The organism is Tsukamurella pseudospumae (assembly GCF_001575195.1).
Lineage (GTDB): Bacteria > Actinomycetota > Actinomycetes > Mycobacteriales > Mycobacteriaceae > Tsukamurella > Tsukamurella pseudospumae.
The window spans coordinates 430,635-443,591 of record NZ_LSRF01000058.1 but is presented as its reverse complement, the minus strand read 5'-3'; the positions used below and the strand labels follow the sequence as shown (position 1 = coordinate 443,591).

Genomic DNA, 12,957 nt, shown 5'->3' with positions numbered 1-12,957 from the left:
GCCGGCGACCCGGCCCGCCTCGACGCGTGTGATCCGCGTCCGACTCCCGGCATGCGCCTGCACGTAGAATGGTCGGGTCAGGTACGGGTTCCAACGGGCAGGAGCGGACGCGAGGTGGGTTCGCATTCACGGCACGGTCTGGCGCAGATCGCCGCCGACATCCGCCCGGAGGCCGACGAGTTCACCAAGAACCTGTTCGCCCGGCTCTTCGCGATGGATCCGTCGCTGCGCGACCTGTTCCCCGCCAGCATGACGGCGCACCGGGCCGTGTTCCACCGGGTGCTCGACCATGTCTTCACCGCGATTCCGAAGACCGAGGGCCACGACGAACTCATCGAGTTCCTCGCGCAACTCGGCCGCGACCACCGCAAGTACGGGCTCACCGAGGCGAACTACGACACGATGACCGACGCGCTCATCGCGGAGGTGCACGCGGTCTACCGTCCGCACGGCGGGCTGGATCCCGAGGACGCCGAGGTGCTCGAGCAGGGCGTGCGGCTGGTGACCGGCGTGATGCGCGGCGGCGCACACTCCGATCCCACGCCCGCCCGCCGCACGGGCCGCGTCGTCGAGGTGCTCCGACCGCACCCGGGGCTCGCCGTCGTGCGGCTCGTGACCGACGAGCCCCTCCTGTTCCGGCCCGGCCAGTACGTGGAGACGCAGATCCCTCAGGTCCCGCGGCAGTGGCGCCCGCTCTCGATCGCCGTACCGCCGAACACGCAGGGGCAGGTCGAGTTCCACATCCGGTCGGTCAACGGCGGGTACGTCTCGAGCACCGTCTTCGCCGAGACCCGCGTCGGGGACCTGTGGCTCTTCGGGCAGGTCCACGGGCTTCTCCGGCCCGACGGTGACCGTCCGGTCACCATGATCGCCGGGGGCACGGGCCTCGCACCGATGAAGTCGATCCTGCTGGCCATGGGCATGAACGCCGACAACCCCGACGTGCACCTCCTGCTGGGGGCGCGATCGCCGGGGCTGCTCTACGACTCGGATTCGTTGGCGCCGCTCGCCGCCACGAATCCGTGGCTGAAGGTGACGCAGGTGACCGATGCGCGGCGGGATCCCTGGTGGCTCAAGCGCCCCGCCACCGCGTACCGCAGCCTGCCGCTGCGGCACGGCTCGCTGGTCGACGCGATGGCCGACCTCGACCTCACCGGACGACAGGTGTTGATCGCCGGCCCGAAGGGCCTGCTGCGCGCCGCGCGCGAGGCCGCGATCTCCCGCGGCGCCGCCCCGGAGGACGTGCTCCACGACCCGCTGTGACGCGCAAGACCCGCTCCCGATTGGGAGCGGGCCTTGCGGATCAGTGGGTCCGCGCGAGCGGCGGGTCCGGGGTTGACGGCCCGGGGCAAAGGAGAGGTCAGCTCCTAGCCGCGGCGGCGGGTGCGGGGTTGCCAGACCACCATGGCAGAGGACTTCGGCACGTGCACCAGCTCGGTGCCGGTGCGGTGCACGGTCTCGACCTGGGCGGTCAGTTCCTCCACGCGCCGCTGCAGCGCGTCGACCTGGTTGGTGAGGTCGATGATCCTCTTGATGCCGGCGAGGTTCACGCCCTCGTCCTGCGAGAGTCGCTGCACCTCGCGCAGCAGATCGACATCCCGCGTGGAGTAGCGCCGACCCCCGCCCGCCGACCGCTCGGGCGTGACGAGCCCGAGCCGGTCGTACGTGCGGAGGGTCTGCGCGTGCATCCCCGCGAGCTGCGCAGCCACCGAGATCATGAACACGTGCGCGTCCGGATCGTCGGGGAACCGCTTGTCGCCGTTCATCGTCACGCCCCCGGGCCGCTCGCGCCGCCCGCTGCACCGGCCCAGCCGCTGCGCGGATCGAATCCGCTCGCGCGCTCGGCCTCGGTGTAGGCCCGCAGCGCCTCCTGGGCCCGCTCGTCGAGCGACGGCGGGACCGCCACCTGCACCTTGACGAGCAGGTCACCGTGACCGCCGGCCCGCTTGGGCACACCCCGACCACGCACCCGCAGGGTGCGGCCGTCGGTGGTGCCCGCCGGGATCTTCACGCCGACGGACTGGGTCAGCGTCGGCACCGTGACGGTGGCGCCCAGCGCCAGCTCCGAGAAGCTGACGGGCAGGGTGACCAGGAGGTCGTCGCCGTTGCGGCTGAAGACCTCGTCGGCCTTCACCTGCACGGTCACGAACAGATCGCCCGACGGTGCCCCGCGCATCCCCGCCTGCCCCTGGCCGGCCAGGCGGATGCGTTGACCGTCCTTGACGCCGGGCGGGATCTTGACGTTCACCGTGCGGGTGCGCACAGTGACGCCGGTGCCGTTGCAGTCGGTGCACGGGTCGTCGATCACCGAGCCGGTGCCGCGGCAGTCCGGGCACGGCTCGGAGAAGCTGAACGCCCCCTGGTTCCGGCTCACGAGTCCGGAACCGTTGCAGGACTGACACACCCGCGGGCTGGTTCCCGGCTTGGCGCCGGAACCGTGGCACGTGGTGCACGGCGACGGCGAGGTCAGCGTGATCGGCGTGGTCACGCCGAGCGTCGCGTCCCGGAAACCGAGCGTGATCTCCGACTCGAGATCGCTGCCCCGACGGGGCCGCGTGGCCTGAGGGCCGGGGCCGCCCTGCGCCGCGCCGCCGCGGTTGAAGAGGCCCTCGAAGATGTCTCCGAAGCCTCCGCCACCGCCGCCACCGCCGTTGCCGGAGGCGGCACCGTCGAAGATGTCCGAGAAGGAGAACCCTCCCGAACCGCCCCCGGCGTTGCCGAAGCCGCCGGAGCCGAAACCACCTGCGCCGCCGCCGTAGCCGCCCGAACCGCCGGAGCCGAAGCGACCGGCGCCGAACAGGCGTCGCGTCTCGTCGTACTCCTTGCGCTTGGCCGGGTCGGAGAGCACGGCGTGCGCCTCCGAGACCCGCTTGAAGCGCTCCTCGGCCTGCGTGTTGCCCGGATTCGCATCCGGATGCAGCTCACGGGCGAGCTTGCGGTAGGCCTTCTTGATCTCGTCGGCGCTCGCGCTGGAGCTGACGCCCAGCTCCTTGTAGAAGTCCTGTTCGACCCATTCCCTCTGTGCCACTGGGCATCACCTCCTTTCTATGAGTCGCCCTGAGCGGACTCACCCGGCGCATCGGCCGGACGGTCCGTCACAGCGACCATGGCGTTACGGATCACCTTGCCATCGATCTGATATCCCTGGCGCAGCACCGCTCCCAGAACGGGATCGGCACCGTCGCCCTCGTGCTGCACGGCCTCGTGGATCGACGGATCGAACTCGTCGCCCTCGGCGCCGAAGGGCTCGAGACCGAGCCCCTTGAGCACACCGTCGAGCTTGTCGGACACTGACTTCAGCGGTCCGGCCTCGAGGTCGCCGTGACCTCGCGCCCGATCCAGATCGTCCAGAACCACGAGCAGCTCACCCACGACGAAGGCCTTGCCCGCGGCACGGGCGTCGACGACCTCGCGCGCGGTGCGCTTGCGGTAGTTGGCGAACTCCGCCGAGACGCGCTGCAGATCGGCGGTGAGTTCCGCCTCCTTGCTCGACGGCGCCCCGTCCACGACCTCGGCCTGCGCCGCGTCGTCCGGCCCGGCCGGGGCCGCGGCGGATTCCTCCGCCACGGCCTCGGGGGTCACCTCGTCCGGTTCCACCGGATTCTCGGGGCTCGTCATTACTTGGCGTCCTTCGGATCCTCGTCGACGACCTCGGCGTCCACGACACCGTCGTCCTGCTGAGCGCCGGCCTCGGCACCGTCGGCACCGGCCTCGGCACCGGCCGCGGCGTAGATGGCCTGGCCCAGAGCCTGCGACTCGGTCGACAGCTTCTCGACGGCGGCCTTGACGGCGGCGATGTCGGTGCCCTGGAGCGCCTCGTTCGCCTCCTTGATCGCGGCCTCGACCTTCTCCTTGTTCTCGGCCGGAACCTTGTCGGCGTTCTCGGACAGGAACTTCTCGGTCTGATTGACCAGCGACTCGGCCTGGTTGCGGGTCTCCGCCTCCTCGCGACGAGCCTTGTCCTCCGCGGCGTGCGCCTCGGCGTCCTTGATCATCCGGTCGATCTCCTCCTGCGACAGGCCACTGCCGTCGGAGATCTTGATGGTGTTCTCCTTGCCCGTGCCCTTGTCCTTCGCGGTCACGTGCACGATGCCGTTGGCGTCGATGTCGAAGGTGACCTCGATCTGCGGCACACCGCGCGGAGCCGGCGCGATGCCGGTCAGCTCGAAGCTGCCGAGCAGCTTGTTGTGCGCAGCGATCTCACGCTCACCCTGGAAGACCTGGATCTGCACCGACGGCTGGTTGTCGTCGGCCGTGGTGAAGGTCTCGGAGCGCTTGGTGGGGATCGTGGTGTTGCGCTCGATGAGCTTGGTCATCACGCCGCCCTTGGTCTCGATGCCGAGGGACAGCGGGGTGACGTCGAGCAGCAGCACGTCCTTGACCTCGCCGCGCAGCACGCCGGCCTGCAGGGCGGCGCCGACGGCGACGACCTCGTCCGGGTTGACGCCCTTGTTGGGCTCCTGGCCGCCGGTGAGCTCCTTGACCAGCTCGGTGACGGCGGGCATACGGGTGGAACCACCGACGAGCACGACGTGGTCGATGTCGCCCACAGCGATGCCGGCGTCCTTGATGACGGCCTGGAAGGGCTTGCGGGTGCGCTCCAGCAGATCGTTGGTGATCTTCTGGAACTCGCTACGGCTCAGGTTCTCGTCGAGGAACAGCGGGTTCTTGTCGGCGTCCACCGTGATGTAGGGCAGGTTGATCGAGGTGCTCTGGCCCGAGCTCAGCTCGATCTTCGCCTTCTCGGCGGCCTCGCGCAGACGCTGCATGGCCATCTTGTCCTTGGTCAGGTCGATGCCGTGCTGCGCCTTGAACTTCTCGACGAGCCAGTCGACGATGCGCTGATCCCAGTCGTCACCGCCGAGGTTGTTGTCGCCCGAGGTCGCACGGACCTCGACGACACCGTCGCCGATCTCCAGCAGCGAGACGTCGAAGGTGCCGCCACCGAGGTCGAAGACCAGGATGGTCTGCTCCTTCTCGCCCTTGTCCAGGCCGTACGCGAGCGCGGCGGCGGTGGGCTCGTTGACGATGCGGAGCACGTTCAGGCCCGCGATCTGGCCGGCCTCCTTGGTGGCCTGGCGCTGCGCGTCGTTGAAGTACGCGGGCACGGTGACGACGGCGTCGGTGACGTCCTCGCCCAGGTACGCCTCGGCGTCGCGCTTGAGCTTCATCAGCGTGCGGGCGCTGATCTCCTGGCTGGTGTAGTCCTTGTCATCGATCTTCTGCGTCCACTCCGTACCGATGTGGCGCTTGACCGAGCGAATGGTGCGGTCGACGTTCGTGACGGCCTGGTTCTTGGCGGGCTGACCCACCAGGACCTCACCGTTGCGCGCGAAGGCCACCACGGACGGGGTGGTCCGCGAGCCCTCGGCGTTCGCGATCACGACAGCCTCGCCGCCCTCGAGGACAGCGACGCACGAGTTGGTGGTGCCGAGGTCGATGCCTACTGCACGTCCCATATTTGTTTGCCTCCTGGTTGCCGGCCGCGTGCGGCCGATGGTTACTTCCTGCTGACAAGACTTCAGCGCCCCCGGCTCAAGGGGCGAACACGTCAGTTCTACCCCATTGAGCGAGGCACGCTCAAGTAGTACGTCATGTCCAACGGACGTCCGGACGGGAATGTTCCCCGTTTCGCGAGAAAGTTGAGTCCATTCCACTCAAGTTCTGTTTCTGCAGGTCACAGCGCTCGACGGTGCGCTGTGACCTCACTCACAGTCCGACGTGCCGGCCCAGCACGGTAGGAATCAGGAGGCGATCCGAGTAGTTCCACGCATCCGTGACCGCCCGCCGACGGCTGAACTGAAGGCATGACGATCACCGTGTGTACCGACCACCGCGACGCCCTTCGCACCCGCATCGCCCGCGTGGCGCTGTGCGCCTCCGGCGCGGCCTACGGGTGTTTCGTTCTGCTCGTCGTCGCGATCCTGGGCAACGACCTCGATGCCTTCGACGAATTGGCGGGCGTCGCCGCCCTCGCTGCACTCACGACGCCCCTCCTCGCCGCGATCGGCAGCGCCTGGGGCCGCGGCCCGTGCCGGATCGCGTGCACCACCGTCCTCGCGATGACCGGTCCCGTGGTGGCCATCGTCGTGATCACCGCGCTGGCCGCCGCATCGCACTGAACCGTCTTCATCACCACAGCGGGCGCAGCATACCCACGCACTCGATGGATCCACACCCGCACCAGTCGGCTATGTCATGAAGGCACCGACAGCCACCACCACGTCTCCGCTCGATCGCGCCGGCCAGAGGTGACGTCGCGAGTCGGGCGCGGCGTTCGTCCCCTATGAAACACCGAATCCCCCACTCGAAGCCGGCCGAGCGCGGAAGCGACCCGGGCGCACCGTCGGATCAGTAGCGTCGAGGGCGACCGCGTCCCAGAACCAGGAGATCCGATGTACCGACTGACCGTGCTCTACAACCAGCCGACCGACGCCGCGGCGTTCGACGCGTACTACACGGGCACGCACCTGCCGCTGGCCGCGAAGCTGCCCGGACTGCGGAGCGCAGCGGTGTCGAAGGGCGACACGCTCGACGGCAGCACCCCGGACATCTACCAGGTCGCCGAGCTGTACTTCGACAGCAAGGCCGACCTCCTGGCCGCGCTCGGCTCGGACATCGGCCGCGAGGTGGGCAAGGATGTCGCGAACTTCGCCACCGGCGGTGCCTCGATGGTGTTCACCGAGGTCACCGAGGTTTCGCTGTAGCCCGGACACGACAGCGGGCGGGCCGCCGAAGCGACCCGCCCGCGTACCGTCGGACCCGTTAGGCAGCGACCTGTGCGCCCTGCACAACCGGCTCGAGCGCCTGCGCGACGATCTCCGCCACGTCGATCATCGGCTTCACCTCGAGGGCGGCCAAGACCTCGGCCGGGACCTCGTCGAGGTCGGTCTCGTTGCGCTGGGGCACGAACACCGTCTTCAGGCCGTTGCGCTGCGCGGCCAGCAGCTTCTGCTTGACGCCGCCGATGGGCAGCACCCGGCCGTTCAGCGTGACCTCGCCGGTCATCCCGACATCGCTGCGCACGCGCCGCCCCGTCAGCATGGACACCAGCGCGGTGACCATCGTGACGCCCGCCGACGGCCCGTCCTTGGGGACGGCGCCGGCCGGGAAGTGGATGTGCACCGTGCCGTTCAGCGCGGCCGGGTCGATCCCGAAGTCGGCCGCGTGCGCCTGCACGTACGACAGCGCGATCTGCGCCGACTCCTTCATCACGTCGCCGAGCTGACCGGTGAGTTTGAGCTCCGGCCCGCCCTCGCCGGGCGTGTGCAGCGCCTCGATGAACAGGACGTCGCCGCCCATGCCCGTCACCGCGAGACCCGTTGCCACACCGGGCACCTCGGTCCGCTCGGCCGTCTCCGGGGTGAACCGGGGCCGGCCCAGGTAGCCGACGAGCGAGTCCACATCGACGACGGTGCGCTCGGCACCGTCGGACTGCTCGACCGCCACCTTGCGCAGGGCCTTGGCGAGCAGCCGCTCGAACTGCCGGACGCCGGGCTCGCGGGTGTAGTTCGCCGCGATCTCGCGCAGGGCGTCGTCGGTGACGGTCACCTCATCGACGGTCAGCGCCGCCTTGTCGAGCTGGCGCGGGACCAGGTAGTCCCGGGCGATGGCGACCTTGTCGTCCTCGGTGTAGCCGTCGATCGTGACGAGCTCCATGCGGTCGAGCAGCGCCGACGGGATGTTCTCGATCACGTTGGCGGTCGCGAGGAAGACCACGTCGGACAGGTCCAGGTCGAGGTCGAGGTAGTGGTCGCGGAAGGTGTGGTTCTGCGCCGGGTCGAGCACCTCGAGCAGCGCCGCCGCGGGATCGCCGCGGTAGTCGGAGCCCACCTTGTCGATCTCATCCAGCAGCACAACGGGATTCATCGATCCCGCCTCGCCGATCGCGCGGACGATCCGGCCCGGCAGCGCACCCACGTAGGTGCGACGGTGCCCGCGGATCTCCGCCTCGTCGCGCACGCCGCCCAGGGCCACGCGGACGAACTTGCGGCCCAGCGCGCGGGCCACGGACTCGCCGAGCGAGGTCTTGCCCACGCCGGGAGGGCCGGCGAGCACCATGACGGCGCCCGACCCGCGGCCGCCGACCACGGACATGCCGCGCTCGGCCCGCCGCGTGCGGACGGCCAGGTACTCGACGATGCGGTCCTTCACGTCGTCGAGGCCGTGGTGGTCGGCGTCGAGGATCTCGCGCGCACCCTTGAGGTCGGTCACGTCCTCGGTCACCGTGTTCCACGGCAGGTCGAGGACCGTGTCGAGCCACGTCCGGATCCAGCCCGCCTCGGGGCTCTGGTCCGTGCCGCGCTCGAGCTTGCCGACCTCACGCAGCGCGGCCTCCCGCACCTTGTCGGGCAGGTCGGCGGCCTCGACGCGGGCGCGGTAGTCGTCCGAGCCCTCGGGCTCACCCTCGCCGAGCTCCTTACGGATCGCGTTCAGCTGCTGGCGGAGCAGGAACTCCTTCTGCTGCTTCTCCATGCCCTCGCGGACATCGGAGGCGATCTTGTCGCTGACCTCGGTCTCGGCGAGATGCTCGCCGGTCCAGTCGATGAGCAGCTGCAACCGCTCGTCGACGTCGCCGGTCTCCAGCAGCTGCCGCTTCTGCTCGGTCGTCAGCCACGAGGAGTAGCCGGACGTGTCGGCCAGGGCCGCGGGATCGGTGAGCTTGTTGACCGCGTCGATGAGCTGCCACGCCTCGCGGCGCTGCAGCATCGCGAGCACGACCTTGCGGTACTCGGCGGCCAGCTCCTTGGTGCGCTCGGTGACGGGCGAGTCCTCGATGAGGTCGACCTCCACCCACAGCGCCGCGCCCGGGCCGGTGGTGCCCGACCCGATGTGGGCGCGCTGCTCACCGCGGAGCACCGCGACGAACTCGGACTGCCCCTGCACCCGGCCGACCTGCACGATCGACGCCACGACGCCGTGCGTGGGGTAGCCGTCGCCCTGCCGTGGGGCGATGAGGAGCTTGCCGCGCTCGCTGGCGCGGCCGGCGTCCACAGCGGCCTGCGCGGCATCGTCGAGCGTGATCGGGACGACCATGCCGGGCAGCACCACGAGGTCGGAAACGAAGAGAACGGGCAGAGTCATCTGCTCAGACATGGGACCTCCAAAGTTCAGTCTGCCCCGCTCAACGTCGGCGGCCCGCCCGGTTGTTCCAGGCGTTCGCCGTGGGCGAACCCGTCGCCCGACAGCTGCTTTCGCAGCATCCGCGGCCGCGACGCGCAGATGTGTGGTCATTCGTTCTCATGATCGTGAGAACGGATGACCACACATTTTCAGCGGATCAGGCCGCGACGGGCTCACGGACGGGCGCGCCTCGTGCTCGACTGCGCCCCCCGATCTCACGCCGCCACCGGCTCGTGCACCGGGCGCGCCTCGTGCTCGACGCCCTCGTGCTCCCTTCCCACCTCGAACCGCAGCAGCCGCAGCGCGTTCGCCACGACGATGAGCGTCGAGCCCTCGTGGATGAAGACCACCGGGCCCATCGGCATCCCGAGGAAGGTCACGATCACCAGGAAGACGACGATGCCGAGCGCCGCGATGAGGTTCTGCCGGATGATGCGGCTGGTCCGCCGGCTCAGCCGGACCGCGAAGGGCAGGCGCCCCAGGTCGTCGCTCATCAGGGCGACATCGGCGGTCTCCAGTGCGACCGCGGAACCGGCTGCGCCCATGGCGATCCCGACGTCGGCCTGCGCCATCGCGGGCGCGTCGTTCACGCCGTCGCCGACCATGGCGCACCGTCGGGCCCGGTCGCCGCCGGACAGCTCCCGGACGTGCGAGACCTTGTCCTCGGGCAGCAGGCCGCCCAGCGCGCGGTCGACGCCGACCTCGCGCCCAACGGCCTCGGCGACCTGCTGATGGTCGCCGGAGATCATGACGATGTCGGTCATGCCGGACTCGCGTAGGCGGTCGAGCACCTGCCCGGCCTCCCGGCGGGGCGTGTCCATCACGCCGATCACCCCGAGGAAGCGGCCGCCGCGGCGGACGATCATGAGCGTGCGGCCGGCGGCCTGCAGGCGTTCGACGTCGGCGGCCACCGGATCGAGCGCGACACCGATGTCGGTGAAGAGTCGCTCGTTGCCGATCTCGACCGCCTCCCCCTCGACGACGGCGCGCACGCCGCGGCCGGTGACGGACTGCAGGTCCGTCGCGGAGAGAACGGTGCTGGTCCGGGCGGCGACGGCGTCCGCGACGGCGGCGGCCAGCGGGTGATCGGAGAGCCTCTCGACGGCCAGCGTGGTGGCGAGGAGATCGTCGAGCGGGGAGCCGGGAGCGGCGACGGTGTCCGTCACGCGCGGCTCGCCCCAGGTCAGCGTGCCGGTCTTGTCGAAGGCGATCGAGGTGACGCGGCCCAGCGTCTCGAGCGGCGCGCCGCCCTTGACCAGCACGCCGGCGCGGGCCGCGCGGGCCACTCCCGCGAGCACGGCCGACGGGGTGGCCAGAGCGAGCGCGCACGGGCTCGCGGCGACGAGCACGGCCATGGCGAGGTAGAAGGCGTCGTCGAAGGGCTTGCCGAGAGCGACGTACCCGACGACGAAGACGCCGATCACGAAGGCGATCACGGCCGGCACGTAGATCCGCTGGAACCTGTCGAGGAAGCGCTGCCTGGGCGACTTGGCCTGGTCGGTGGAGGCGACGAGCTCGACGACGCGGCTGAGCGTCGAATCCTTCGCGAGCGCCGTGACCCGTACGACGAGCGCGCCGGAGCCGTTCACGGTGCCGGCGAAGACGGTGTTCTCCGCACCCGCGCGGCCCGTGGCCGGTTCCTTCTCCACGGGCATGGACTCGCCGGTGACGGCGCTCTGGTCGATCGCGGACCGGCCGTCAATGACGACGCCGTCGGCGCTGACGCGGGCGTTCGGGCGGATCAGCACGAGGTCGCCGACGGTGAGGTCGTCCACCTGCCGGTCCACGAACTCACCGGCCGTGGTCGACGGTCCGCCGACGTGCACCAGCGCCGTACGGGGCGCGAGGCCGGCGAGCGCCTCGATCGACTTCGACGCCCGGGCCAGCGCGAACTCCTCCAGCGCGTGGCCGAGGCTGAACAGGAACAGCAGCACCGCGCCCTCGGCGAAGCGGCCGATCGAGGCGGCGCCGATCGCCGCGACGAGCATGAGGAAGTCGACCTCGAACTTCCCGGCCAGCGTGGACCTGATGGCCGAGCGGATGGTGAAGAAGCCGCCGAAGAAGTAGGTGGCGAGGAAGAGGGCGGTGCCGACGCCGGACAGCCCCAGGGCGTACTCGGCGATCATGCCCGCGGTGTAGGTGACGCCCGAGGCGATGGCGAAGCCGATCTCCCACCGCGCCGAGTGGCCGGAATCGTGGTCGTGTTCTGCGCTCATGGCTTCACCGTAGGTGATATATGCATACATTGCAATATATTGCTCCTAGGAGTTCCTAGACTCGACCCGTGCACATCGGAATCATCGGGGCGGGGCTGTCCGGGCTGTCGGCGGCGCTGCACCTGCTCGGGGCGGGCCATCGAGTCACCGTCGTGGAGCGGTCGCCGCAGGTCGGCGGGCGCGCGGGGACGGAGACCGTCCGCGGCCACCTCGTCGACCCGGGCGCGAGCGTGCTGACGATGCCGGAGCTGGTCTTCGACGCCCTCGCCGCCGCGGGGCTGGACCGCTTCGCCGCCGAGGACGAGCTGGACCTGCTCCCCGTCACGCCCGCGTACGCGGGCCGCTTCCCGGCGTTGGAGGGCCTGCCGGCCGGCGTCCTGCACGTACCCGACGACCTCGCCGTCGACGAGCACATGCGCTGGCAGGAGTCGATGTTCGACGCCGCCTACGAGCGGTTCATCGGCGGCGACGCCGCATGGTCCTCCTACGCGAACCCGCGCGACCTGGCCGCGCTCGGTCGGCTCGTGCGCCTCGGTGCGCTGCGGTCGATGCAACATCAGGTGGACCACCGCGTCGACGATCCGCGCGCCCGCCGCATGCTCACCTTCCAGGCGCTCTACGCCGGAGTCGCGCCGTCCGCCGCGCGGGCGGTCTACGCCGTGATCTCGCACATGGACGTCGGCCTGGGCGTCTGGTACCCGCGCGCCGGGATGGGCCGCGTCGCCTCGGTGATGGCCGAGCAGGTCGAGCGGGCCGGCGGCACCGTCGTCCTCGGGCACGAGGTGCTCGGCCTCGACGGGCGACGGGGCCTGGTCACGGGCCTGCGCGCCCGCCCGGTCCCGCGGCCGGACGGCAGCACCGGGCCTACCGGTCCGGTATCGGAGCCGGTGCGGCGGTTCGCGTTCGACGGGGTGGTGCTCACCGCCGACTCCCCGATCACCGACCGGCTCATCGCGCCGCTGGGCGGTCGCGCTCCGCGGCGGGTGCGGCTCTCGCCGTCGGCGGTCGTCGTGCACCTCGACGTCGATCCGGACCTGCAGGAGCACTGGCCCACGCAGGCGCACCACACGCTGGACTTCGGCGCCGCGTGGGAGCAGACCTTCGCGGAGATCACCGCGACGCGGGGACGCGGCCGCCTGATGAGCGACCCGTCGTACCTGATCACGCGGCCGTCTGTGACGACCGGCGAGGACTCCCCCGTGTCCGTCCTCGCCCCGTGCCCGAACCTGGAATCGGCTCCGCTGGACTGGGATTCCATCGGCGCCGACTACGTGCGCGACGTGCTACGGACGCTCGCGGGCCGCGGCTACCGCGGCATCGACTCCGGGGAGATCCTCCGCGTGGACACCCCCTCGGACTGGGCGCGACAGGGCATGTCCGCCGGCACTCCGTTCGCCGCGGCGCACACTCTCACCCAGACCGGTCCGCTGCGCCGCCCGCAACGCGTGCCGGGCATCGCCAATGCGGTACTCGCGGGTTCGATGACGCACCCCGGCGTCGGCGTGCCGCCCGCGCTCATCTCCGGTCGACTCGCCGCGGAGGCCCTCAGCGCCTCGTGACATCGGCGGATTCCTCCATCACGAGGGACGATTCGGCTTCGTGACGCCGAATTCCGCCG

General features: G+C 70.5%; 10 protein-coding genes. 4 read left to right on the top strand and 6 right to left on the bottom strand.

All coding sequences use genetic code 11. From position 1 onward, the window contains the following. The first annotated feature begins 114 nt into the window (after positions 1-114). Positions 115-1,263 (top strand): FAD-binding oxidoreductase, encoded by a 1,149-nt coding sequence (locus AXK60_RS20430; RefSeq protein WP_068573957.1) that lies wholly within the window; start codon positions 115-117, stop codon positions 1,261-1,263. Between the two features lie 104 nt (positions 1,264-1,367). Here AXK60_RS20430 and AXK60_RS20425 read toward each other — a convergent pair whose 3' ends face one another. Genes AXK60_RS20425 through dnaK form a run of 4 tightly spaced genes read right to left on the bottom strand, consistent with a single transcriptional unit; the run spans position 1,368 to position 5,459 of the window. Then, complete coding sequence (locus tag AXK60_RS20425; protein WP_068573955.1) at positions 1,368-1,766, bottom strand: heat shock protein transcriptional repressor HspR; 399 nt, start codon at positions 1,764-1,766, stop codon at positions 1,368-1,370. A 2-nt stretch (positions 1,767-1,768) separates the two neighbouring features. Beyond that, complete coding sequence (gene dnaJ, locus AXK60_RS20420; protein ID WP_068573954.1) at positions 1,769-3,028, bottom strand: molecular chaperone DnaJ; 1,260 nt, start codon at positions 3,026-3,028, stop codon at positions 1,769-1,771. Between the two features lie 17 nt (positions 3,029-3,045). Further along, the gene (gene grpE, locus AXK60_RS20415; RefSeq protein ID WP_068573952.1) at positions 3,046-3,618 is read right to left on the bottom strand and encodes a nucleotide exchange factor GrpE; all 573 of its coding nucleotides are present in this window, start codon (positions 3,616-3,618) and stop codon (positions 3,046-3,048) included. After that, positions 3,618-5,459, bottom strand: a complete 1,842-nt coding sequence (gene dnaK, locus AXK60_RS20410; RefSeq protein ID WP_068573951.1) for a molecular chaperone DnaK — start codon at positions 5,457-5,459, stop codon at positions 3,618-3,620. Before dnaK ends, grpE begins: the two co-directional genes overlap by 1 nt. Before the next feature lie 348 nt (positions 5,460-5,807). Between dnaK and AXK60_RS20405 the strand changes: the two genes are divergently transcribed. Both AXK60_RS20405 and AXK60_RS20400 read left to right on the top strand, forming a co-directional pair. Further along, positions 5,808-6,122: a hypothetical protein gene (locus AXK60_RS20405; RefSeq protein ID WP_068573949.1), complete on the top strand. Its 315-nt coding sequence runs from the start codon at positions 5,808-5,810 to the stop codon at positions 6,120-6,122. A 273-nt stretch (positions 6,123-6,395) separates the two neighbouring features. After that, positions 6,396-6,707, top strand: coding sequence for an EthD family reductase (locus AXK60_RS20400; protein WP_068573947.1), 312 nt, complete (start codon positions 6,396-6,398; stop codon positions 6,705-6,707). A 58-nt stretch (positions 6,708-6,765) separates the two neighbouring features. On the opposite strand, the gene lon is transcribed toward AXK60_RS20400, so the two are convergent. Both lon and AXK60_RS20390 read right to left on the bottom strand, forming a co-directional pair. After that, positions 6,766-9,096: an endopeptidase La gene (gene lon, locus AXK60_RS20395; RefSeq protein WP_068573946.1), complete on the bottom strand. Its 2,331-nt coding sequence runs from the start codon at positions 9,094-9,096 to the stop codon at positions 6,766-6,768. A gap of 242 nt (positions 9,097-9,338) precedes the next feature. Next, positions 9,339-11,339, bottom strand: coding sequence for a heavy metal translocating P-type ATPase (locus tag AXK60_RS20390; RefSeq protein WP_068573944.1), 2,001 nt, complete (start codon positions 11,337-11,339; stop codon positions 9,339-9,341). Positions 11,340-11,407: 68 nt separating this feature from the next. On the opposite strand from AXK60_RS20390, the gene crtI reads away from it, so the two are divergent. Continuing rightward, positions 11,408-12,898 carry a phytoene desaturase family protein gene (crtI, locus tag AXK60_RS20385; RefSeq protein ID WP_068573942.1) on the top strand — a complete coding sequence of 497 codons (1,491 nt, stop codon included), beginning with the start codon at positions 11,408-11,410 and terminating at the stop codon, positions 12,896-12,898. Positions 12,899-12,957 lie beyond the last annotated feature (59 nt).